Here is a 22,538-nt window from a genome sequence, read left to right as displayed (position 1 = left end):
AAATCATCATCCATTGATTCTTCCGAGCATCATGTCTTTTACATCCCGCTTACTGAGCGATATCCCCGGTATCCGCTACACCTTTCTCGACGTTCATGAAACCGCCGCCTTTCCCTATAGCGAAATGGCGCCGGTTAAACTGGTTCACAGCAATATCGTACATGAGTATCGGGCGCCGCAGGCGGAGCGCCCCCACGCCGATGCGATGTTTACCGCCGTCAGCGGGCAAAAGATGGGCGTGGTGACCGCCGACTGTCTGCCGCTGCTGATGGCGTCGCGCGATGGGCGCTATGTTTGCAGCGTGCACGCAGGCTGGCGCGGCGCGGCCAGCGGGATTATCGAAAATAGCCTTGCGCTGTTTCAGCGTTATCACGTCGACCCGCAAGATCTGGTGGTGGTGAGCGGGCCGCATATTCACCCCTGCTGCTATGAAGTCACCGGCGACTTCTACCAGGCGCTGCTGGCGATGCCCGCCGGCGAGCTGGCAAAACGCCATCGGGAGCAGCTCTTCCTGTCCCATCAGGCGGCGTCGGAGGGGGAGCAGGCGAAAGCGACCGCGGGCGACAATGCGTGGTTCGATCTGCGGGCCTTTGCCCACCTCCTGCTGCGCAGCGCGGGCGTGCCGGAGGAAAACATGGAGTGGCTGGGGAGCTGCACCTACTGCACGCCGCAGCGGCTGGGGTCGTTTCGTCGGCGCACGCATTTCCCGGCGCCGAAGTCATTTCAGTACTCATGGATCATGCGCGAGCCTGATGGGGCGGGCCGATGAGACGAAATGATGTTTGATGATGTGTAACATCGGCGGGCGTTTGCTATCTCTGCACTCCTTCAAACAAGGAGGATTGCAAAATGAAATTGAACGCGTTCACTTTAACTCTCGCGCCGCTGCTGGTTGCCGGCGCGTTTTCCGCTCATGCCGGCCCGCAGGCCCACGTGGTCTGCGCTTATCACCATACGTTGGGCGATGACGCCATCATGATGTTCGGCAAACCGAATCAGGCCATGTGGCATGATTTTTTTGGCAATACCCATACCGATGCAGTTTCCACCTATCAGACGCTGCGCGACCAGCCGGAAACCACCTGCGATAACAAGGCCGACGGTTCCGCCTACTGGGTGCCGTCGATGAAGCTGCCGGATGGTCAGGTGGTGACGCCGGCGTATCAAAAAACCTACTATCAGACCACCAAAGTGGAACAGTATCCGCTGCACCCGTTCCCGGCGGGTCTCGAACTGCTGGCGGGCGATCACCACGGTTCGGCGCCCAGCTCGCGCATCACCTTTTTGTGCGCTAACGGCAAAGGCTACAGCAACCAGGCCGGGGAAGTCTGTGGGCTGCGTAAAGGTGGCGATGCGGTACAGTTTAATATCGGTATTCAGTTCCCCAACTGCTGGGATGGGGTCAACCTCAAACCGGCTCACGGACATAGTAACGCGGCATACGACGTCAACGGCGCCTGTCCGAGCGACTATCCGGTGAAAATCCCGACGGTGAATATGAATGTGGCCTACGTTCTGCCGCAGATTACATCCCTGGATACCGCGAAGATTCAGCTCTCCCTGGATCCGATCATGGACGGTGAGAAGCGCGAAGAGCGCTGGGGCAGTATCTATACGGCGCACGCGGATTTTATGAACGGCTGGACGGTGGAAGGGGCGCACTATATGACCGAGCGCTGCATGAACAAAGGGATCGACTGCGGCAGCGCGGTGCCGTATCGCTTCACGACGGTGAAGGAGAATGCGCTGGTGGACAGCACCGCGCCGACGGTCGCCCATCCCGCGCCGGAAAACCTGGTGGTCAGCGATAACTGGCAAAACGGCGGGCGCACGCACAATCCGGAAACCATGACGCTGGTGAAATTCCCTATCCCGCCGCTGCCGCAGGATCAGGACGCCTCGCTGTTTAAATATCAGCTGCGGATCTACGGCGGAAAAGTGGAAACCAACGGCGCGGATCAGATCTTTTTCTATCCGGCGAGCAACGACTGGAGCGCGAACAGCGTGACCTGGAATCATCGCCCGCCCTGTAACTACAGCTCGGAGGCGTCGCTGTACCTCAATTCCAAACGCGAATACCGGATGGTGGATGTCGATAAAGCGGTGCGCAAGGCGCTGGCGGAAGGCAAAACCGAGATCTCGTGGTATATCGGCGGCGACCGTCAGGGCAATCGCTACCATTTCGACCCGGCGGGGGCGCAGCAGGAGCCGATGCTGATGCTGATGGGCTTTAAAAATACCCCGGAGATCTGATTGCGGCCCTTCCCCGGGCGACGGGTTCGCAGACGGTGGTGAACCCGTAGCCCGGGCAAGGCGCTTGCGCCGCCCCCGGGAGCAAAGCGCAGTGCGGCATAATTTCCCGGAGGCGATGCTGCGCATCTGTCCGGGCTTGTATGATTACTCCGTCAGAAAGAACCGGCCAGTTCTCTCTGATGGCGGTCCGGATGCCGTGTCCGGGCTTAGGCTTTCGCGCCTGTTCCGTAGATCCTTTGCACCGGACCGCCGTTCTTTCTCATGTGATAAACCGGACAGTATCATGGACCGGCTTTCACCGGTAACCCGTATTTGCAAGGTTGGTTTCACTATGGAAAATGAACTCCACTTCATCGGTATTGATGTCGCCAAAGCTAAACTGGATGTCGATATTCTTCGCCCTGATGGCCGGCATCGCTGTAAAAAATTTGACAATACCCTCTCCGGACACGAAGCGCTGGTCCGCTGGCTTCGCGGCCATGACGTGAACCGTGCCCATGTCTGCATGGAGTCCACCAGCACCTACATGGAAGACGCGGCCGCGCATCTGAGTGATGCCGGGTATACCGTGTCCATCATCAACCCCGCCCTCAGTAAAGCTTTCGCACAGAGTGAGGGGTTGCGCAGTAAAACTGACAAAGTGGACGCCCGTATGCTGGCTCACTTCTGCCGGGAAAAACGCCCGTCAGCCTGGGAGGCCCCTCATCCGACAGAGCGGGCACTGAAAGCCCTGGTGTTAAGGCATCAGGCGCTGACAGAGATGCAGACGCAGGAGAAAAACCGGCGAGAAACCGCGCCGGAGGTTCAGCTGGCCAGCATTGATATCCTGCTGGGATGTCTGAGCGCGGAGCTGGCGCGTATCGAAAAACAGATAAAAGACCTGACGGATAACGACCCGGATATGAAACGACGGCGGAAGCTGCTGAACAGTATTCCGGGCATCGGGGAGAAAACAGCGGCTGTTCTGCTGGCGTATACGGGCCTGAGGCTGAAGTTCGGTACAGCGCGGCAGTTCGCGGCGTATGCAGGACTGACGCCGGTGCAGCATGAGTCGGGCAGCAGCGTGATGCGGGCGAGCCGGATGAGCAAAGCGGGGCCGGTTCAACTGCGCAAGGCGTTATACATGCCAGCGTTATCGGCGCTGTACCATACGGCGTGGGGAAAAGCGTTCAGGAAAAGGCTGGAAGAGAGCGGAAAGCGGGCAAAAGTCATCATAGGGGCGATGATGCGAAAGCTGGCGCAGGTGGCTTATGGAGTACTGAAGTCAGGAAAGGCGTTCGATGCGTCACAGCATGAGCTGTTGATAGCGTAACAACGTTCCCTGAGAAAAAACGACAGCACCAGAGAGTGCTGTCGTTGGTGTGCCTGTCATCCGGGAGCCGGAGAAAGTATCGGCAACTAAAAATGGTTGCAGGCGTTCACAGTATCTACGGTATGGCAGACGGCAGTGAGCCCGTAGCCCGGGCAGGCGCTTTGCGCCGCCCCCGGGAGCAGAGCGCAGTGCGGCATAATTTCCCGGAGGTGATGCTGCGCATCTGTCAGGGCTACTGGATGGCAGACGATGGTGGACCTGTAGCCCGGGCAGGCGCTTGCGCCGCCCCCGGGAGCAAAGCGCAGTGCGGCATAATTTCCCGGAGGCGATGCTGCGCATCTGTCCGGGCTACCGGACCGCAGACGGCGGTGAGCCCGTAGCCCCGCTAAGCGCAGCGCGAGCGGGGGGACATCACAATACTTTAAACCCGTGCGTGCCATCCCGCTTCAGCTGTTCAACCAGGCCGAACTCCCAGGACCTGTAGCCCGGGCAGGCGCTTGCGCCGCCCCCGGGAGCAGAGCGCAGTGCGTCATAATTCCCCGGAGGCGATGCTGCGCATCTGTCCGGGCGACGGTATGGCAGACGGCGGTGGACCTGTAGCCCGGGCAGGCGCTTGCGCCGCCCCCGGGAGCAGAGCGCAGTGCGGCATAATTTCCCGGAGGTGATGCTGCGCATCAGTCCGGGCTACGGTATGGCAGACGGCAGTGAGCCCGTAGCCCCGCTAAGCGCAGCGCGAGCGGGGGGACATCACAATACTTTAAACCCGTGCGTGCCATCCCGCTTCAGCTGTTCAACCAGGCCGAACTCCCAGGACCTGTAGCCCGGGCAGGCGCTTTGCGCCGCCCCCGGGAGCAGAATGCAGTGCGGCATAATTTCCCGGAGGCGATGCTGCGCATTTGTCCGGGCGACGGTATGGCAGACGGCGGTGGACCTGTAGCCCGGGCAGGCGCTTGCGCCGCCCCCGGGAGCAGAGCGCAGTGCGGCATAATTTCCCGGAGGTGATGCTGCGCATCAGTCCGGGCTACGGTATGGCAGACGGCAGTGAGCCCGTAGCCCCGCTAAGCGCAGCGCGAGCGGGGGACATCACAATACTTTAAACCCGTGCGTGCCATCGCGCTTCAGCTGTTCAACCAGGCCGAACTCCCAATCGAGGTAGGCCTGCATTGCCGCGGGTGAGTTATCGGTACCTTCATACGGGCGCTGATAGCGATCGCTGCGCGGTGTCGCCAGATGCGTCTCGCCATGCTCCAGCTCCAGCCCGGCGTCAATCCACGCCAGCGTGCCGCCGCTCAGCAGCTGCACCGGTTTACCGGTTAACGCCGCAACCTCAGGCACCGCGTAGCGGGCCAGCAGGCTGCTGCCGCAGGTGACAACGTAACGCTCGGCGGAAGGCTGCACCTCCAGCGCCTGGCGCAGCTGTGAACGTACCAGCCAGTAAGCGCCGGGAATATGCCGGGCGACGTAGTTGGCGCTGGTGGTAAAGTCCAGCACCACGGTTCCCGGCTCCCTCAGCTGTGCCGCCAGCTGCTGCGGGGCAATCTCCTCCGCCTGCGGACCCGGCGGTACGCGGCCTGCGGGGGTACCGCGCTCGCTAAAATCTTCCGCGCGCGCATCGCGTAATACCGCCACTTCCCACCCCATCTGCGCCAGCCAGGACGCCGTTATCGGCGCGCGTATCTCGTCATCGGCAATCAGCACAATGCGCGCCCCGCGCACGCTGGCGAAATGGTCGGTTTCCTGCACCAGCTGCCCGCCGGGCGCGCTAACGCTCAGCGGCAGATGACCTGCGGCGTACTCCTCCGGGCTGCGGACGTCGAACAGGTAAGTGGTGCGGGCGGGCTGCCGCAGCCAGCGCTGAAGGGTTGGGCTGTCTATAAAGGCGACGCCGGCGCGCTCCGCCAGCTGCCTCACCGCCGCCGCGCGTTCGGCTGGGGCGCGAAAATCGGCGTCATAACGCCGCTGCTGGCCGCGCTCAAGGTCAAACCCGGCTAAGGTCCAGCCGATGGTGCCGTTGCGCAGCGCGTAGACCGGATTGGGCAAACCGGCATTGCGCAGCGACTGCGTGCCGATAATACTGCGCGTGCGCCCCGCGCAGTTGACGATCACCGTCGCCTGCGATGACGGAATCAGGCCCTCAATGCGCAGCGCCAGCTCCCCGCCGGGCACGCTGATGCTGCCGGGAATATTCATGGTGTGATACTCATCGAAACGGCGCGCGTCGACGACAACCACCTCCTGTTGACCATCGAGCAGAGCCTGCACTTCCCCGGCGCTCAGCGAGGGGGTATGCCGCTCGCTCTCCACCAGCTCGCCGAACGCTTTGCTCGGCGAATTCACATCCTGGAACAGCTCTCCGCCGCTGCGCTGCCACCCCGGCAGGCCGCCTTCCAGCAGGGCGACATCTTCGTAGCCCCAGCTCTGCAGGCGCTCGACGGCCCGCTCCGCCAGACCTTCGCCGCCGTCATAGACGGTAATCGGCGTCGTCAGGCGCGGCACGCGCCGAAAAATATCCAGCTCCAGCTTGCTGAGCGGCAGATTAGCGGCAAACAGCGGATGGCTGCGGGCAAAGTCGGCCTCTTCGCGAACGTCGATCAGCGCCAGCTCGGCGCCGTCCAGCAGCGCCTGGCGCAACTGGGCGGCCGGGCGATAAGAACAGGTGGGCATATTAATTATCCTTTGAGAGATCCCAGATATTGGGTAAGTGGCGGTTGGAGTAGCCGGAGACAAAAGGTTTGACGAGGCCTTCCGGAGTATAAACCGCTCGCCTGACGCCGCCGATATTGCCGCCGTAAACGTGAATACTGATCGAGACGCTATCCGCGAGGGCATTGCTCACCCGGTGAATATCGCCGTCGCGGGAAGAGACTTTTTCCACTTCGCCTGGGGAAAGGCGTTCAGCAAGGCCGCTGACCACAGGCTGGCCGCGCTCGTCCAGGCGGTAGCGCTGATTCTCCTCCGCGCCCCGCAGCATGCCGATGGCGCCCCACACCCGATGATCGTGAATCGGCGTCGATTGCCCCGGCCCCCAGACGAAGCTGACAATGGAAAAACGCTGCCCGGAATCGGCATGCAGCAGATACTGCTGATAGTGGTGGGGATGCGGCAGGGTGTACTCCTCCGGCAGCCAGTCATCTTTTTTCACCAGCGCGGCCAGGCGCAGGGCCACGGCGTCGAGCAGGAGCTGTTCATCGGCAAATTCGCGATGCAGGGCATCAAGGTCTTGAATAAACTGGCGTAATTTTTCCACTCGCGGTGCGGTCATGGTCGCTTCCTGTTGTCGGGACTGGTCTTTACGCTAGCAAAGGCGTTAATATAATTAAAATGCAATTTCCGCATATATTAATATGCAAAAATAACATTGATAGCCTACCCATCAAGCGTCATTGGCGTAGACAGTTTGAACACGGCCAGCGCGGAAGAACCGGAGCGTACACGTAGTACGTGAGGATTATTCGCTACGCTCCCCCTTCGGGCCGCCCTGAAGGCGTTCAAAACTCTATGAGTTTTGTCTGAGCACTGCCCAGGTTCAAAATGGCAAGCAAAATAGCTCTGATGGGCCAGGCTTTAAGGACGCTATGCGCATCGACGACATTGACGCACTGCTGGCCACCGTGCAGTTCTCCTCGCTTAACCAGGCCGCGGAATATCTCGGTATTACCCAATCGGCGATTACCCGTCGTCTGCAGCGTCTTGAGCAAACCCTCAACGTAACGCTGCTGGAGCGTCAGACCCGGCCGCTCACCCTGACCGCCGCCGGGCACCGGGTTTACGAGCAGTGCCTGAGCATCAAGCGGGAGACCAAAAAGCTGTACGGCCTGCTCGACCCCGAGGCCGAGCCGCACGGTATCCTGCGTCTCGGGGTCCCGCAGAGCGTGGCGGAAATTGCCCTGCAGCCGGCGCTGACCGCGCTGCGCCAGCAGTTTCCCGCCCTGCGACCGCAGGTGACCTGCGGCTGGAGCGGGCTGCTGCAAAAGCGCCTTGAAAGCGTCGAGCTGGACGGCGTGCTGGCGATGGGGCCGGAACAGCAACGCTTTGCTGAGGGCTACGGCGGGCGCCTGCTGTGCCCGCTGGATATTGTGGTGATTGCGGCTAAAAGCGGGCGTCTTCACGCCGGGGCGCTGCGCGACTGCGCGGAAAAAGGCTGGGTGCTCAATCCCGACGGCTGCGGCCTGCGGGCCGGGCTGATCCGCGAGCTGCAGTCCCAGGGGCTGCGTCTGGCGCTGAATGTCGAGACCGCGGGCGCCCAGCTGCAAATCAGCCTCGTGGCGCAGGGGCTGGGGCTTGGCCTGGTGCCGCGCGCCGCGCTGGCCGCCAGCCCGTGGCGCGATGAGGTGACGGTATTGACGCTGGCGGATTTCCAGCCCGAGGTGCATCTGTGGCTGGTTCACGCGCAGAATCTGGCTAATCTGAGCCAGCCGCTGACTTTTTTCGCCGGCAAAGTCGTTCAGCAGCTAAACGTATCTGGCTGAAACGTATATATAATTTTTATAAATGCTTATCTCGCATATTAAGATATGATAAAAATGCATTTTGTTCATTAAGACCCCGTGTATAGGGTAATGAAAACGCGCCGCCGCGGCGGCCCACTCATTATCCTGCTACAAGGAGTTCTGCATGAGCATTCAATTTCTCGGCATGATCGGCCACCGCCTGTCGTCGGAAACCATCGCCCCGGTCGGCCCGATTTTTGACCGCGATTACATCGTGCGTTTCGCGCAAACCCACGAGGCCGCCGGGTTTGACCGCCTGCTGGTGGGCCACTGGTCCGATCAACCCGACGGATTCCTGGTGACCGCGCTGGCGGGCCTGTCGACGCAAAAGATCGGCTTCCTGTTGGCTCATCGTCCCGGTTTTGTCTCGCCGACCCTCGCCGCGCGTAAGTTCGCTACCCTTGAACACCTGCTGGGCGGCCGTCTGGCGGTGCATATCATCAGCGGCGGCAATGACGCCGAGCAGCGCCGCGACGGTGATTACCTCGATCACGACCAGCGCTATGCGCGTACCGATGCCTTCCTTGAGACCGTCCGCAAGGTGTGGACCGCCGAACAGCCGGTGGATATCGCCAATGACTTTTATCAGGCGGAACAGGCGTGGTCGGCCATTCGCCCGCTGCAAAAACCGCATATCCCTCTCTATTTCGGCGGTTCGTCGGAAGCGGCCATCGCCGTGGCCGGCAAGCACGCCAACGTCTTCGCCCTGTGGGGAGAGTCGCTGGCGCAAACCGCGGAAACCATCCAGCGCGTGCGGGCCGAGGCGGCGAAACATCAGCGCGAAATCGACTTCAGCGTCTCGTTCCGGCCGATTATCGCCGCGACCGAAGCCGAGGCCTGGGAGAAAGCCGAGCATATCCTGCACGTCGCCACCGAGCGGGCGGCGCAGAGCGGAGGCGGTTTCAAAGCCAAGCCCGACAGCGTCGGGGCGCAGCGTCTGCGGGCGACGGCGGCGCAGGGCAAGGTGGTGGATAAACGCCTGTGGACCGGGATCGCGCAGCTGGTAGGCGGCGGCCACAACTCCACCGCGCTGGTGGGCACCCCGGAACAGGTCGCCGACGCGCTGCTCGATTACTACGACCTCGGCGTGCGCAACTTCCTGATCCGCGGGTTCGATCCGCTCAACGATGCTCAGGAGTACGGTAAAGCGCTGCTGCCGATCGCCCGCGAAAAAGCCGCCCTGCGCGCCGTGGCGGAGCGCGCCTCGTGATCGGTCAGACAAGCGATGACTGGGCGCGGCGGTTGAGGGAGGTTCGCCAACTGATGGCGGAGCAGGCGGCCAGTCTCGACGCCAGCGGCAACTTTCCCCGCGACAATATCGACCGTCTGCGCCAGCGCGGTTTTTTAAGCCTCGCCGTGCCGCAGCAGTACGGCGGGGCAGGTGCTGGCTTAGCCGAGCTTCAGCAGGCCATTGCGGCCATCGCCTGGGGCGAACCGGCGACGGCGCTGATCGTCTGCATGCAGTACCTGCACCATCTGCGGCTGGCGGAAAACGAGAACTGGTCCGAGCCGCTGCGCCAGCGGGTTTTTCACGATGCCGTCGAGCGGGGAGGCTTGATCAACAGCCTGCGCGTGGAGCCGGAACTGGGCTCCCCGGCGCGCGGCGGCCTGCCGCAAACCGTGGCGACCCGCCGCGCGGAAGGGTGGCAGATTAACGGCCATAAAATCTATACCACCGGTATTGAGGGGCTGAGCTGGCTGGCCATCTGGGGCCGCAGCGACGACGCTCCGCCGCTGGTCGGCACCTGGCTGGTGCCCCGCGACAGTGAGGGCATTACCGTGGTGAACAGCTGGGATCACGCCGGAATGCGGGCAACCGGTAGCCACGAAGTGGTGCTGAACAACGTCCGGGTGGCCGCAGAGCACGCGGTGGACGTGTGGCCCGCCGATGCGCCTCCCGCGCCGGATGCGGAGCAGTTTCGTCTGTTTGCCAACCGCCATACGGCGCTGCTGGCGGCGATTTACGACAGCATCGCGCGGGCGGCCCGCGACTGGCTGGTAACGTGGCTGGGTACGCGTATTCCGGGCAGCCTTGGGCAACCCCTTTCCAGCCTGCCGCGGGTGCAGGAAAAAGTCGGCCAGATTGACGGCTGGCTACTGGTCAATCGCGGTCTGTTGGAAAAGGCCGCGCAGCTGGGCTTTTCCGCCATTGAGGCGAATCTCGCGAAAGTCACGATTACCGACAACGCCATTCAGGCGGTGAACCTGGCGCTGGAGCTGACCGGCAACCATGGCCTGAGTCGGCAAAATCCTCTGGAACGCCACTATCGCAACGTGCTGTGCGGGCGGGTACATACCCCGCAGAGCGACAGCGCGTGGCTGGCGGCCGGCAAACACGCTTTTCAAAAATAAGGATAATTCATATGCGCAGACTTAATGTTACCGGTTTAGCCGGGGTGGTTATGCTGCTGGCCCTGAGCGGCTATGCGGCGGCTCAGGAGCGAATCACCCTGCGAATCGCCGATCAAAAAGGCGGCATGCGTTCGCAGCTGGAGGCAGCCAACGCCCTGCAGGATCTCCCTTACGAGATTAAATGGGCCGAGTTTCCGGCCGCCGCGCCGCTGGCGGAAGCGCTTAACGCCGGGGCGGTGGATGCGGGAATTATCGGCGATGCGCCGCTGCTGTTCGCGCTGGCTAACGGCGCGCCGGTTAAAGCCATCGCCGTCGATAAAAGCAACCCGGCCGGCACCGCGGTGCTGGTCTCGCCCGGCAGCGCGTTGAAAAGCGCCGCGGATTTAAAAGGCAAACGCATCGCTACCGGTAAAGGGTCGATTGGCCACTTTGTGGCGCTGAAAGCGCTGGAGCAGGCGGGAATTTCGCCGAAAGAGGTGCAGTGGGTGTTTCTCGGGCCGGTGGACGCCAAAGTGGCGCTGCTCAACGGTTCGGTGGACGCCTGGGCGACCTGGGAGCCCTATACCACGCAGCTGGTGAAGACCGCCGAGGGGCAGATTCTGGTCAGCGGCAAAGGGCTGCTGCCGGGTAACACTTTCCTGGCGGCAACCGATGATGCCCTTAAGGATCCGCAGAAGCGCGCGGCGCTGCAGGATTACCTAAATCGCCTGGCCGGCGCCGAGCGCTGGGCCTACGCCAATCTCGATAGCTACGGTAAAACGCTGGGGGAAATTATTCGTTTCCCGGGGGATATCGCCCGCGCGCAGTTTGCCAATCGCCAGTCGCAGTGGCTGCGTCTGGACGCGAAGACGGTCGCTCAGCAGCAGTCGACGGCGGACTTTTACCTCACCAACGGGCTGATCCGCGCAAAGCTGGACGTGACGCCGACGTTTGATAACGGCTTTAGCGTGCCTGCCGTGCAGGCCCATGCGGAGGTGTCGCCATGATGACATCTCGCCGTCGTTTCTTACGCTTGACCGGCAGCCTTGCGCTGGCCGGGGCCTCTCTGCCGCTTTGGGCTCACGATATGGCGGCCATGGCGAGCGGTGAGGAACACCCGGCCCTGCGCCTGGCGCAGCCGTACAAAATCAAGCTGGCGATTAACAAAAGCGCGGTGTGCCTGGCGCCGGTTGCCGTCGCGGAGCAGCAGAAGATCTTCAGTAAATACAATCTCGACGTGGAGTTCGTTAACTTCGGCAATTCGACGGACGTGCTGCTGGAGGCGATTGCCACCGGCAAGGCCGACGCCGGCGTCGGGATGGCGCTGCGCTGGCTGAAGGCGCTGGAGCAGGGCTTCGACGTGAAGCTCACCGCCGGAACCCACGGCGGCTGCCTGAACCTGCTGACGGCGAAAAACTCGCCGTTCGGCGGCCTGGAGAGCCTGAAGGGGCAAACCATCGGCGTCACCGATATGGCCGGGCCGGATAAAAACTTCTTCGCCATCTTGCTTAAGCGCCACGGCATCGATCCGATAAGCGATGTGCAGTGGAAAGTCTATCCGGCAGATTTACTCAGCGTGGCGCTGGATAAACGCGAAATTGCCGCCATCAGCGGCAGCGAACCCTTCAGCTATCGTCTGCTGGACACCGGTAAATATCAGCTTATCGCCAGCAATATGACCGGCGATTACGCTAACCTGAGCTGCTGCGTACTGGGGGTCAGCGGTAGCCTGGCGCGCGATCATAAACCGGCCGCCGCCGCGCTCACCCAGGCGATTCTTGAGGCGCACAGCTATGCCGCCGCGCATCCGGAGAGCGTGGCGCAATCCTTCCTCGCCCATGCGCTGAATACCAATGAGGCGGAGGTCAGCGGAATTCTCCACGGCCAGGGGCACGGCCATCATGCGGTGGGCGAGGCGTTTGTCAAAGAGCTGACCCAGTACGCCGTGGATCTTCAGCGGGTGCAGGTCATTAAACCGGGAACCGATCCCCATCAGTTTGCGGAGAGCATTTATGTCAACGTTTTCGCCTGAACGGGTGCTGACGCGCCCGGCAAGCGGTAGGCCGCTGTGGAAGGAAGGCTGGCTTGCCGCCGCGCTATGGCTGCTGGGCGGCCTGTTTACCCTGGCCTGGCCCGATGCCGGGCGGCGCTGGCCGTTTAGCGAAGGGTGGGCGCTGGCGCAGTTCACCCTTGGCGGCGGACTGTTGCTGCTGGCGCTGAGCTACCGCTACTGGCGGCAGCGGGGGACTCGCCTGCAGCATGCCGGAAAGTGGCTGGCGCTGCTGCCGCTGCTTTTTGCGCTGTGGGAGGGACTGACGGCCAAGACGGCGTTTTTGCCGGTGCCGTTTTTCGCGCCGCCGCAGGCGCTGATTGAGGTGCTGCACGATGACTGGCCGCGCCTGCTTGATAGCCTTCTGCATTCGCTGGGGCTGCTCGGGCTCGGGGTGCTGCTGGGAACCAGCTGCGGTTTTATCAGCGGGCTGGCGATCGGCTGGTCCCAGCGGATCGGCTACTGGGTGCATCCGGTGTTGCGTCTGCTGGGGCCGGTGCCGTCCACCGCGCTGCTGCCGCTGTGCCTGTTTATCTTCCCCTCCAGCTTCGGCGCCAGCGTGTTTCTGATCGCGCTCAGCACCTGGTTCCCGGTGACCGTGCTGACCTGGTCCGGGGTTATCGGCATCGATAAGGCGTGGTATGACGTGGCGCGAACCCTGGGCGCCAGCCAGCGTTTCCTGATCCTGCGCGTGGCGATCCCCGCCGCGTTGCCGAACGTTTTTGTCGGCCTGTTTATGGGGCTTGGCGCATCGTTTTCGGTGCTGATCGTCGCCGAAATGGTCGGCGTGAAATCCGGTATCGGTTTTTATCTCCAGTGGGCGCAGGGCTGGGCGGCCTATCCCAATATGTACGCGGCGCTGCTGGTGATGGCGCTGCTCTGCTCCGGCCTGATTAGCGGGCTGTTTATGGTCCGCGACCGGCTGCTGAGCTGGCAGCGGGGAGGGATGCAATGGTAACTGCGAACGCCACTTCTCAGGCGGCATCGACCGGCGCGGCGGTGTCGATAAGTCATCTGCATCACGCTTTTAGCCTTGGCAAACAGACGGTGCCGGTGCTGGAGAATATCAGCCTGCAGCTGCGGCCCGGAGAGAGCGTCGCGCTGCTCGGTCCTTCGGGCTGCGGTAAATCCACTTTGCTGCGGCTGCTGGCGGGACTGGAGCCGCAGCAGGCCGGGCAAATTCAGATTGATGAGGCGGCGATGGGCGGACCGGGGCCCGAAAGGATACTGGTGTTTCAGGATCCGACCCTTTATCCGTGGCTGACGGTGCGGCAAAACGTGCTGCTGGGACCGCAGGCGCAGGGGAAAAAGGGGCTTGAGCCAAAGGCCGATGCGCTGATTTCGCGAATGGGGCTGCAGGCGTTTAGCGAAGCGTGGCCGCGCCAGCTTTCCGGCGGGATGGCGCAGCGTGCGGCGCTGGCCCGGGCGCTGCTGAATGAGCCGCGTCTGCTGCTGCTCGACGAGCCGCTGGGCAAGCTGGATTCCCTTACCCGCATCAGCATGCAGCGGGAGCTGATCGCCCTGTGGCAGCAGCAGGGCTATACCAGCCTGCTGGTTACCCACGATATCGAAGAGGCGCTGCTGCTGTGCGATCGGGTGTTAATCATGTCGCCGCGACCGGGGCGGATTATCGCCGAGTTTGCGCTTCCGCTGACGTATCCCCGCCATCGCGACAATCCGCTGCTGCTGCAGCATCGGCAGGATATTTTGCGCATTCTTGGCCAGGGGGAGGACTGGTAAGGCAAGGCGTTATCCGGGGCGTGCTGATTCTGACCGTTCGGCGGGGATTCCCGGGGCGGGGCGGTAGGGCCGCTCCTTGCCCGGGCTACAGTGTGCTAGCCCGGATAAGGCGCCGCGCGCCGCGATCCGGGACAGGGATGAGGCTTAAAAATCCATCTTCACCGTAAACTGTACTTCCCGCGGATCGCCGATCTGGTTGCCGAGGTTATTGGTGCCGATGGAGGAGGTGTAATAGGTCTTATCGAACAGGTTCTTCACGTTAACCTGCAGGGTCACCGGATATTGCAGCTTCATCTTATAGGCCGCAAATACATCCGCCACCGCATAGCCCTGCAGATAATAATCCGCGCCGTTGGTGCCGGAACGTTTGCTCACCGCGCGACCGCCGCCCCCCACCGTCAGCGTATTGCTGTCGTAGACATTGTGAATGTCGTAGCTCAGGAACAGCGAACCGGTGTGTTTCGGCACGTTCGGCAGCGGTTTGCCTTTGTAATCCGGATCGTCGGTGACCTTCGCATCGGTATAGCCGTAGCTGGCGATAACGCTCAGGTTATCGGTCAGCGACCCGGCCACGTCCACTTCGACGCCGCGGGAGCGCACTTTACCGGCGGTTTTTGCCACCGTCTCATCGCCCACGGATTCCGTGTAGAGGACGTTGCGCTTATCAATATCAAACAGCGCGATATTGGCGGTGACGCCGTTGAACAGATCGAACTTCGCGCCCAGCTCGTAAGACGTCGACTCTTCCGGCGGCAGATTGCCAATATAGCTGGCGATAGAGGACTGCGGCATAAACGACTGCGCCACGTTACCGAACAGCGAGACGGACGGCGTCAGCTTATACACCAGGCCCGCTTTCGGCGTCCATTTCTGGTCGCTGCTGTCGGTATTGACGTTAAACGGGCGGCCCTTGCCGGCGTACTGGGTGTAATACTGATAGCGCACCCCGGCGACGGCAATCCACTTATCGGTAAGATAGAGCGCGTCCTGGAGGTAGCCCGCGTAGCTCTCCTGCTGAATACGCTGGTCGCTGTCGGATGCCGAAACGCTGGAGCATTTGCCAACAGTGCCGTAGACCGGATTATAGATATTGAAACCCTTGACGTTCTTACAGCGGATCATATCGGTGCGCAGCAGATCGTAATTCTCATAGGCCAGGCCGGTGAGGATCTCGTTGTAGAAACCGCCAATGACCACGTTGCCCTGTAAATCCGCCCGCGTAGTGTGCATTTTCTGGGTGGAACCGTGGGTGGCATCGACGCGGCGGGTCAGGTTGCCGGTCGCCGAGTCGTAGGCCATTACCCGGGCCTGATCGTCGTTGTAATGATCCTGGCTGTAGCTGTAGTCGAAGCGGGCGGTCCAGGCGTCGCTGAGACGGTATTCGGCATTCAGCTGCGCGAGATCGGAATAACCGTCGGTAATATTAAACGGTTCATCAAAACGCGTTTTGCGATCGACGTTCACCGCATGGCCGGTATTCAGATCGAAGATGGTGCCGCGATCGAATGGGGCACTGTAGTCACGGTGCGAATATGAGACGTTCACCGTCGCCCGCTCGCCGAACCAGGTCAGGGAGGGGTTAATAAAGCTGCTCTTCTCTTTGCCGAAATTACGCCAGTAATCTTCATGCTGATATTCGCCAATTACCCGATACGCCAGCGGCGTCCCGTCGATGGGGCCGGTGACGTCAAACTGGCCGGTACCGCCGCCAAAGCTGGTGGAGGTGGCGGAGACGGAGCCGCCGAAGCTGCGCTCCGGGCGTTTGGTCACCACGTTGATTAATCCGCCGGGGTCGAGAATACCGTACAGCGTTGAGGCCGGGCCTTTGAGCACTTCGACGCGTTCGGTGGCGGCGGTGAAGCTGCGCGGCAGCACGGTGCGCAGGCCGTTGGTCATGATTGAACCATCGCGGTTAGCGCCGAAGCCGCGGCGGGTGAAGGCATCCTGGGTCCCGCCGAGGGTATTGGTTTGTACCACGTTGGCGACGTTATACAGCGCTTCGTCGAGGTTCGTCGCATGCTGATCCTCGAGCACCTGCTCGCTGACGGTATTGACCACCTGCGGAATATCCAGCATCGGCATAGTAGTCAGCGTGGCGGTCGAGGTATTGACCGGCTGATATCCCTGGGTGGCGCGTTGCCGAGTGCCGTCGGCCACGACAGTTATGGTCTCGTCAGCGGTTTTCTTTGTTTTATCGGCGCTATTAACCGCTGCCAATAATCCCGGTGAGGTGAAAAAAATCAGTGAAAAAAGCGCACGCCCTTTTAATGCCGAATAAGGGACATTGAGTGGAATCATTTTTGTGTCTCGTGAACGAACCTCGCCTTTGCGGAGAGGTAAAGCCAATAAAATCATTGCCCTGAAAAATAAACCTGGCTGTTTTTTACGCCGCAACGCGCGCCAGATATGTAATTGAGAATCATTCAATCATGAAGGCATGTAGTAGTAAACGTTATGTAAGATAAAAAACTGACGAAACAAATAATCAATCAATTAGCGAGGGAGGGGCTGGGCGAAAAAGTAATATCTTATTGTTTTAATTGATGATTAAAGTCTTTTTATGTTGTGAGGGTTTTGGTAGTAAACCCGCGCGGCTGGCGCCGTCATAGGGTATTGACTACTACATTCATCCACCGCATGATCAAAAGAGAATGAGATTTATTTTTGTTTGAGTGCGGAACGAGCGGGCCTGGCGCCACGCCGTTGCGGCGCGGGAGCGAGTTATGCCACAGCGGGTGTTGCCTGCAGAGCAGGGGATCGTCCTTGATTCCCTGTCGGCCGGATATGGCCAGACGCTAATTGTCGACAATATTCATCTGACCATCCCCCACGGGAAAATGACGGTACTGGCCGGCGCCAACGGCTCGGGGAAATCGACGCTGCTGTCGACTATCGCCCGGATGCTCAAGCCGCTGGGGGGCTGCGTACGCCTGGACGGCGAGGTGATTCACCAGATGCCGACCCGGGAGGTTTCCCGTCGGCTGGGCATTCTGCCGCAATCGCCGCTGACCCCGGAAGGGCTGACGGTTTTTGAACTGGTTTCGCGCGGGCGTTACCCCTGGCAGGGGCTGATGCGACAATGGTCCGAGGCCGATGAACGGGCGGTAGAAGAGGCGCTGCGGCTCACCGGTACCGCAGAGTTTGCCCACCTGGCGGTTGATAGCCTCTCCGGCGGCCAGCGCCAGCGCTGCTGGATCGCGATGGCTCTCGCCCAGCAAACGGCGACGATTCTGCTGGATGAGCCCACCACCTGGCTCGATCTGCGCTATCAGGTCGACATCCTTGAACTGCTGCAAACCTTAACCCGCGATCACGGCCGCACGGTGGTCACCGTCCTGCACGACCTGAACTTCGCGGTGAACTACGCCGACCTGCTGGTGTTTCTTAAAAAAGGCGCGATCGCCGGGGTGATTAATGAACAGGAAATCTGCACGCCGGAGCTGATCAAAACCGTTTTTGACGTGGACGTGCAGATGTCGCTCAACCCGCAGACCGGTAAGCCCTTTTTTATGCCGTTCCGCGCCCGTGAGGAGAAAGCGTTATGAGCGCCTCCGCGCTGCTGCTGCCGCGCCGACAATCCCGCCCCCGGCTGGCGCTGGTACTGCTGAGCCTGCTGCTGCTGGGCGGCTCGCTGGTGCATCTCGGACTTGGCGCGCGCTGGATTGCGCCGCAAACGGTGCTGCAGGCGCTGCTCCATTACGATCCGCGCAATTTTGACCACCGAATTATTGTCGATTTACGCCTGGTACGTCTCGCGGCGGCGCTGCTCACCGGCGCGGCGCTCGGCGTGGCGGGGCTGCTGCTGCAAACCGTGATCCGCAACCCGCTGGGCGAGCCGCATATTCTCGGCCTTAACGCCGGCGCTTCGCTGGCGGTAGTGGCGACATCGGCGCTGGGAATCAGCCTCGGCGGCGTGGCGTTAGCCAGACCGCTCACCGCCGCCTGCGGCGCGGCGCTGCTGTTTGGCGGCGTGATGCTGCTGTCGTCGTCCGGGCGGGGCGGCGTTACGCCGCTGCGCATTACCCTGTGCGGGGTGGCGCTGTCGGCCTTTGCCTCGGCTGTCACCGCGGCGATTCTGATCCTCGATGAACAAACGTTGCTGGCGATGCGCACCTGGCTGGCGGGCGATCTTGCCGGGCTGAACTGGCAAACGCTGCGCGCTGCGCTGCTCCCGGCGCTGACGGGAGTGACGATCGCGCTGGTCATCGCGCCGCGTCTTAACGTGCTGGCGCTGGGCGATAAGGTCGCGCTGGGGCTGGGGGTAAAGATTGTTCAGACCCGCCTGCTGGGGCTGACCGCCATTGCGCTATTGTGCGGCTCGGCGGTGGCGGTGGCCGGGCCGATCGGCTTTGTCGGGCTGGTGGTCCCCCACGCGGTGCGCCGGCTGATTAGCGAAGATATTCGCCTGGCGCTGCCGCTGGCCGCTCCGGTTGGCGCTCTGGTGCTACTGCTGGCGGATATCGCCGCTCGTACCCTGGTTGCGCCCCAGGAGCTGGCAACCGGCGCGATGACCGCGCTGGTGGGGGCGCCGGTATTTATTTTTATCGCCGCGAGGTTTTTTAAATGAAAAGCGCCGTCCGTCGCGCCGGCTTTCGGCCGCTGACCTGCGGCCGCTGGCACATTCTGCTGCGCCCTGCGGCGGTAAAAATCGCCGCTGTCGCGCTGCTCGTCATCCTGCTGCTGGCGCTGTTTGGCCTGACCCGCGGCAGCTTCCCGATGCCCTCCGGTACCCTGTTCCGTGCGCTGCTGGGGGCGGACATCGTGGACGAACAGCAGCGATTTATCCTCTTTGATATCCGCCTGCCGCGGCTGTTTATGGCGCTGCTGTGCGGGGCGATGCTCGGTCTGGCCGGCGCGGCGATGCAGAGCATTACCCGCAACGGTCTGGCGGATCCCGGGCTTATCGGGGTGAAGGAGGGGGCCAGTATTGTCGTTCTGGCGCTGGTGCTGTTCTTCCCGGCGGTGGGCCTGGTCTGGCGGCCGCTGGCGGGAATGCTCGGCGGCGTGCTGGTGGCGCTGCTGGTTCTGGCGCTGGCCCGCGACTGTTCGCGCCCGCGCTTTATTCTCATCGGCATCGGCGTGTCGTGGACGCTGGCGGCGGCGGTGGGCATTTTTATGACCACCGCCGACGTGCGCGATGTTCAAACGGCGATGATCTGGCTGGCGGGCAGCCTGCACGCGGCGACCTGGCCGCTGTTGGCCGTCGCCTTCTGCTGGGCGCTGCCCGGGGCGCTGATCCTTTTTTTGACCGCCAGGGCCGCCGATGCGGCGCTGCTCGGCGACCGCACTGCCATTGGTCTCGGCGTACGCCTGCAGCAGCTAACCCTGCTGCGCTTTTTCGCGCCGGTGCTGCTGACCTCCGCCAGCGTTTCCTGCGTCGGAAGCCTCGGCTTCGTTGGCCTGATGGCGCCGCATATGGCGCGGTTTCTGCTGCGCGGCGGCCAGGTGGCGCTGCTCTGCGGCAGCGCGTTGGTTGGCGCGCTGCTGGTGTTAGCCACCGATACAATTGGCCGACTGGCTTTCGCGCCGCTGCAGATCCCTGCAGGGATCGTGATTGCGCTGGTCGGCTGTCCGTTTTTTATCGTTCTGCTCTGGCGTCGCCGTGACGCCCTGTAAATCAAAAAGGATCGCTATGCGTTGGTTCGTTTCTCTGCTGGTGCTGTTGGCGGGCGTCGCCTCGGCCGCCGATACGCAAACCTTTACCGATGATTTGGGTCGTACGGTGACCGTTCCGCTGCACCCGCAGCGCATTGTGTCGCTGCACGATCTGGATATCACCATCCCGCTGATCGAGCTTGGCGTCCCGCCGGTGGCCAGCCACGGGAGGACGCGTCCGGACGGCAGCCACTTTTTACGCGCCAGCGCACAGCTGACCGGCGTTGATTTCGATAACAGCGCGATTCGGTTTATCGGCACGGCGGATATCGATCTCGAAGCGGTGGCCGCCGCGAAACCGGACCTGATTATTACCGAGCCCAGCCGTCACGTTTCGGTGGAGCAGCTGGAGAAGATTGCGCCAACGGTCAGCATCGACCACCTGCAGGGCAGCGCGCCGCGCATCTACCGCAAGCTGGCGCAGCTCACCGGTACCCAGCCGCGGCTCTTAATCCTCGAACGCCGCTATCAGGCGCAGATAGCCCAGCTAAAGGCGATGGTGGATACGCAAAACATCGTAGTCTCGGTGATTCAGGCCAACAACGGCAAGGTTACCGTGCATCACGCCTATCATGCGCTGGGACGCGTGCTGCGCGATGCCGGATTCCGCTTCCCGCCGCTGATTGACAACATCCCCGATGGCCAGCGTATTGACGTCAGCGCCGAGCAGCTGCCGGCGCTGGATGCCGATTTCGTATTTGCCACCTGGCGTTCCGATACCGGCGGCAGGCCGCAGGATGAGCTGCAGGCGATGGAGGGCGTGATGCCCGGCTGGTGCGACTTTATGCGCGCCTGCCGCACCGGGCGCTACATTCTGCTGCCGCGCGAGGAGGTTATCTCTAACTCCTACGCCGCGCTGTCGCTGATGGTCGCCCAGGTACAGTCGCACATTGCCGGTCGTCCTTTGCCCGAGGGGCTGAAATGAAAACGGTGGTAAAAAGAGAGAAGGGGCGGGTTGACCTGTTCGGCGAACGTTTTCGCGCCCGTGCGCATCAGCTGTCGCCGCGTCTGCTGGCGGTGGTGAGCTATATCAACGAAAACCGGGAAGCGGTGCTGGAGCGCACGGCCATGGAACTCGCCGCCGCGACCAATACCTCGGACGCCACGGTGGTGCGCGCCATCCAGGCGCTCGGCTTCGCCGGACTGCGGGAGCTGAAGCAGACCATGGAGCGCTGGTTCGGCCCGTCGGCGACCTCGTCGGAAAAAATGATCTCCACGGTGAGCGCCTTATCCAGCGACGTCAATTCGAGCATCGATTTCGTGCTGGAAGGGCATCAGCGGGCCTGCGAAGTGCTTGCGCGCCCCGACAACCGCGCCGCGGTGGCCCAGGCGGTGGCGCTGCTGACCGACGCGCGCCAGGTGGGGATTTTTGGGATCGGCGCCTCGGGCATTCTGGCGGAGTATACCGCCAGGCTGCTGAGCCGCATCGGCCTGCCTTCGTACGTAATGAACCGCACCGGGTTTAGCCTCGCCGAGCAGCTGATCGGCCTGCAGCGCGGCGACGTGCTGATTATGATGGGGCAGAAGTCGCCGCACCGGGAGGGGATGACGACCCTGCGCGAGGCCCGCCGTCTGGGGATCCCGACGATTTTACTCACCCAGGCGCTGGACTCCCGCTTTAGCCAGGAGGCGCAGGTGGTCATTGAGGTGCCGCGCGGCGGCGATAATGGGCGGGTGCCGCTGCATGGGACGGTGCTGGTTTGCCTGGAGATGATCGTGCTGTCGGTCGCCTCCACCGCGCCGCAAAAAACGGTGAAATCGATGAAGCGGATCAATGAATTGCATCGGGCCATCGGGAAATCCGGCGGTAAACGAAGCTAAACGGCAGATAATTTACCGTCGGGAAGGTTTCCGGTTGCATGCCATGCTGACAGTGTGTATTTTTATGCAAAATTAATGCATAAAACGGAGTTGTCATGGTTAAGAAGTGGATGAAAGCATGCTGCCTGGTGGCGGCGATGATCGGCACCGCCCACGCGGCTCAGCAAACTTACGTGGTGGGATCCGGCGGAACCTATCGCCCGTTTGAGTTCGAGAACAGCCAGAAACAGCTGGAAGGTTTTGATATTGATATCATCAAAGCGATCGCCAAAGCGGAAGGCTTTGATATCAAACTGGTCAATACGCCGTGGGAAGGGATCTTCGCCACCCTCAACACCGGCGACCGCGACATTATTATCTCCGGGATCACCATCACCGATAAGCGTAAGCAGATGGTGGATTTCTCCGCCCCTTATTTCCCGGCCGAGCAGTCCATCGTCGTGCCGGCGGATTCAAAGGTCTCCTCCCTTGAGGCGCTGAAAAACGAGAAAGTCGGCGTGGTGAACTCCAGCACCGGCGATATCGTGGTTTCCGACGTGCTGGGCAAGAACAGTACCGCGATCAAGCGTTTTGATAATACTCCGCTGATGCTGCAGGAGCTGTTTGAAGACGGCGTGAGCGCGGCGGTCGGCGACGTCGGCGTGGTGAAATACTACATCAAGCAGCACCCGGAGAAGCAGTTCAAGCTGGTGCCGGATGCCAAATTTGAGCGCCAGTATTTCGGCATCGCGGTGGCGAAAGGCAACAGCGAGCTGCAGGCGAAGATCAACGCCGGTTTACAGAAAATCATCGCTGACGGCACCTACGCCAAAATCTATAAAACCTGGTTCGACGAGAACGTCCCGACGCTGCCAGCGCAATAATTCGCATTTTTATTTTCATCACG

17 protein-coding genes and 2 pseudogenes are annotated in these 22,538 nt (G+C 61.7%); 16 read left to right on the top strand and 3 right to left on the bottom strand.

Features of this window, described 5'->3' with window-relative positions; all coding sequences use genetic code 11:
• Positions 1-31: 31 nt before the first annotated feature.
• The 3 genes from CDA56_RS07900 to CDA56_RS07890 all read left to right on the top strand — a co-directional run bounded on the left by CDA56_RS07900 (position 32) and on the right by CDA56_RS07890 (position 3,565).
• Positions 32-769, top strand: a complete 738-nt coding sequence (locus tag CDA56_RS07900; RefSeq protein WP_102803438.1) for a purine nucleoside phosphorylase YfiH/LACC1 family protein — start codon at positions 32-34, stop codon at positions 767-769.
• Between the two features lie 80 nt (positions 770-849).
• Positions 850-2,253: a DUF1996 domain-containing protein gene (locus tag CDA56_RS07895; protein WP_102803437.1), complete on the top strand. Its 1,404-nt coding sequence runs from the start codon at positions 850-852 to the stop codon at positions 2,251-2,253.
• 331 nt (positions 2,254-2,584) lie between these two features.
• On the top strand, positions 2,585-3,565 hold the full coding sequence (locus CDA56_RS07890; RefSeq protein ID WP_032747738.1) for an IS110 family RNA-guided transposase: 981 nt from the start codon (positions 2,585-2,587) through the stop codon (positions 3,563-3,565).
• Between the two features lie 1,083 nt (positions 3,566-4,648).
• On the opposite strand, the gene CDA56_RS07885 is transcribed toward CDA56_RS07890, so the two are convergent.
• Entirely contained in the window at positions 4,649-6,229 is a 1,581-nt protein-coding gene (locus CDA56_RS07885; protein ID WP_064378106.1) for a rhodanese homology domain-containing protein, read from the bottom strand.
• 1 nt (position 6,230) lies between these two features.
• Entirely contained in the window at positions 6,231-6,827 is a 597-nt protein-coding gene (locus tag CDA56_RS07880) for a cysteine dioxygenase family protein (protein ID WP_102804047.1), read from the bottom strand.
• A 313-nt stretch (positions 6,828-7,140) separates the two neighbouring features.
• Between CDA56_RS07880 and CDA56_RS07870 the strand changes: the two genes are divergently transcribed.
• From CDA56_RS07870 to CDA56_RS07840, 7 genes and pseudogenes are all read left to right on the top strand, one after another.
• Positions 7,141-8,034, top strand: coding sequence for a LysR family transcriptional regulator (locus tag CDA56_RS07870; protein ID WP_064392712.1), 894 nt, complete (start codon positions 7,141-7,143; stop codon positions 8,032-8,034).
• 145 nt (positions 8,035-8,179) lie between these two features.
• Positions 8,180-9,284 (top strand): annotated as a pseudogene (locus CDA56_RS07865) (LLM class flavin-dependent oxidoreductase).
• A gap of 34 nt (positions 9,285-9,318) precedes the next feature.
• On the top strand, positions 9,319-10,407 hold the full coding sequence (locus CDA56_RS07860) for an acyl-CoA dehydrogenase family protein (RefSeq protein WP_102804046.1): 1,089 nt from the start codon (positions 9,319-9,321) through the stop codon (positions 10,405-10,407).
• A gap of 11 nt (positions 10,408-10,418) precedes the next feature.
• Positions 10,419-11,393: an ABC transporter substrate-binding protein gene (locus CDA56_RS07855; RefSeq protein WP_103815474.1), complete on the top strand. Its 975-nt coding sequence runs from the start codon at positions 10,419-10,421 to the stop codon at positions 11,391-11,393.
• Complete coding sequence (locus CDA56_RS07850) at positions 11,390-12,418, top strand: ABC transporter substrate-binding protein (protein WP_086544272.1); 1,029 nt, start codon at positions 11,390-11,392, stop codon at positions 12,416-12,418. The genes CDA56_RS07855 and CDA56_RS07850 overlap by 4 nt, the downstream gene beginning before the upstream one ends.
• Positions 12,399-13,394, top strand: coding sequence for an ABC transporter permease (locus CDA56_RS07845; RefSeq protein ID WP_014229684.1), 996 nt, complete (start codon positions 12,399-12,401; stop codon positions 13,392-13,394). The genes CDA56_RS07850 and CDA56_RS07845 overlap by 20 nt, the downstream gene beginning before the upstream one ends.
• On the top strand, positions 13,388-14,176 hold the full coding sequence (locus CDA56_RS07840) for an ABC transporter ATP-binding protein (RefSeq protein ID WP_014838728.1): 789 nt from the start codon (positions 13,388-13,390) through the stop codon (positions 14,174-14,176). The genes CDA56_RS07845 and CDA56_RS07840 overlap by 7 nt, the downstream gene beginning before the upstream one ends.
• A 144-nt stretch (positions 14,177-14,320) precedes the next feature.
• On the opposite strand, the gene CDA56_RS07835 is transcribed toward CDA56_RS07840, so the two are convergent.
• On the bottom strand, positions 14,321-16,393 hold the full coding sequence (locus CDA56_RS07835; protein ID WP_102804048.1) for a TonB-dependent siderophore receptor: 2,073 nt from the start codon (positions 16,391-16,393) through the stop codon (positions 14,321-14,323).
• Between the two features lie 506 nt (positions 16,394-16,899).
• Here CDA56_RS07835 and CDA56_RS07830 point away from each other — a divergent pair.
• The 6 genes and pseudogenes from CDA56_RS07830 (at position 16,900) to CDA56_RS07805 (ending at position 22,515) form a co-directional block, all read left to right on the top strand.
• Entirely contained in the window at positions 16,900-17,721 is an 822-nt protein-coding gene (locus CDA56_RS07830) for an ABC transporter ATP-binding protein (protein WP_014229681.1), read from the top strand.
• Complete coding sequence (locus CDA56_RS07825; protein ID WP_102804044.1) at positions 17,718-18,743, top strand: FecCD family ABC transporter permease; 1,026 nt, start codon at positions 17,718-17,720, stop codon at positions 18,741-18,743. Before CDA56_RS07830 ends, CDA56_RS07825 begins: the two co-directional genes overlap by 4 nt.
• Positions 18,740-19,792, top strand: coding sequence for a FecCD family ABC transporter permease (locus CDA56_RS07820; protein WP_057174156.1), 1,053 nt, complete (start codon positions 18,740-18,742; stop codon positions 19,790-19,792). The genes CDA56_RS07825 and CDA56_RS07820 overlap by 4 nt, the downstream gene beginning before the upstream one ends.
• Positions 19,783-20,756, top strand: a pseudogene (locus CDA56_RS07815) (iron-siderophore ABC transporter substrate-binding protein); the annotation flags it as partial. The gene CDA56_RS07820 and the pseudogene CDA56_RS07815, both read left to right, overlap by 10 nt.
• A complete protein-coding gene (locus CDA56_RS07810) occupies positions 20,753-21,652 on the top strand; it encodes a MurR/RpiR family transcriptional regulator (RefSeq protein WP_102804043.1) in 900 nt (299 codons plus the stop codon). The pseudogene CDA56_RS07815 and the gene CDA56_RS07810, both read left to right, overlap by 4 nt.
• A 95-nt stretch (positions 21,653-21,747) precedes the next feature.
• Positions 21,748-22,515, top strand: coding sequence for a basic amino acid ABC transporter substrate-binding protein (locus CDA56_RS07805; protein WP_004851663.1), 768 nt, complete (start codon positions 21,748-21,750; stop codon positions 22,513-22,515).
• Positions 22,516-22,538 lie beyond the last annotated feature (23 nt).

This window comes from Klebsiella michiganensis, assembly GCF_002925905.1.
In the GTDB taxonomy this organism is placed as follows: domain Bacteria; phylum Pseudomonadota; class Gammaproteobacteria; order Enterobacterales; family Enterobacteriaceae; genus Klebsiella; species Klebsiella michiganensis.
The sequence above is the reverse complement of the archived record's forward strand: the minus strand, read 5'-3'. Positions and strand labels throughout refer to the sequence as shown.

Bases quoted from the DNA above. Each gene is read 5' to 3' on its own strand.
- CDA56_RS07900 (WP_102803438.1), top strand. From the start codon at position 32: ATGTCTTTTACATCCCGCTTACTGAGCGATATCCCCGGTATCCGCTAC.
- CDA56_RS07895 (WP_102803437.1), top strand. From the start codon at position 850: ATGAAATTGAACGCGTTCACTTTAACTCTCGCGCCGCTGCTGGTTGCC.
- CDA56_RS07890 (WP_032747738.1), top strand. From the start codon at position 2,585: ATGGAAAATGAACTCCACTTCATCGGTATTGATGTCGCCAAAGCTAAA.
- CDA56_RS07885 (WP_064378106.1), bottom strand. From the start codon at position 6,229: ATGCCCACCTGTTCTTATCGCCCGGCCGCCCAGTTGCGCCAGGCGCTG.
- CDA56_RS07880 (WP_102804047.1), bottom strand. From the start codon at position 6,827: ATGACCGCACCGCGAGTGGAAAAATTACGCCAGTTTATTCAAGACCTT.
- CDA56_RS07870 (WP_064392712.1), top strand. From the start codon at position 7,141: ATGCGCATCGACGACATTGACGCACTGCTGGCCACCGTGCAGTTCTCC.
- CDA56_RS07860 (WP_102804046.1), top strand. From the start codon at position 9,319: ATGGCGGAGCAGGCGGCCAGTCTCGACGCCAGCGGCAACTTTCCCCGC.
- CDA56_RS07855 (WP_103815474.1), top strand. From the start codon at position 10,419: ATGCGCAGACTTAATGTTACCGGTTTAGCCGGGGTGGTTATGCTGCTG.
- CDA56_RS07850 (WP_086544272.1), top strand. From the start codon at position 11,390: ATGATGACATCTCGCCGTCGTTTCTTACGCTTGACCGGCAGCCTTGCG.
- CDA56_RS07845 (WP_014229684.1), top strand. From the start codon at position 12,399: ATGTCAACGTTTTCGCCTGAACGGGTGCTGACGCGCCCGGCAAGCGGT.
- CDA56_RS07840 (WP_014838728.1), top strand. From the start codon at position 13,388: ATGGTAACTGCGAACGCCACTTCTCAGGCGGCATCGACCGGCGCGGCG.
- CDA56_RS07830 (WP_014229681.1), top strand. From the start codon at position 16,900: ATGCCACAGCGGGTGTTGCCTGCAGAGCAGGGGATCGTCCTTGATTCC.
- CDA56_RS07825 (WP_102804044.1), top strand. From the start codon at position 17,718: ATGAGCGCCTCCGCGCTGCTGCTGCCGCGCCGACAATCCCGCCCCCGG.
- CDA56_RS07820 (WP_057174156.1), top strand. From the start codon at position 18,740: ATGAAAAGCGCCGTCCGTCGCGCCGGCTTTCGGCCGCTGACCTGCGGC.
- CDA56_RS07810 (WP_102804043.1), top strand. From the start codon at position 20,753: ATGAAAACGGTGGTAAAAAGAGAGAAGGGGCGGGTTGACCTGTTCGGC.
- CDA56_RS07805 (WP_004851663.1), top strand. From the start codon at position 21,748: ATGGTTAAGAAGTGGATGAAAGCATGCTGCCTGGTGGCGGCGATGATC.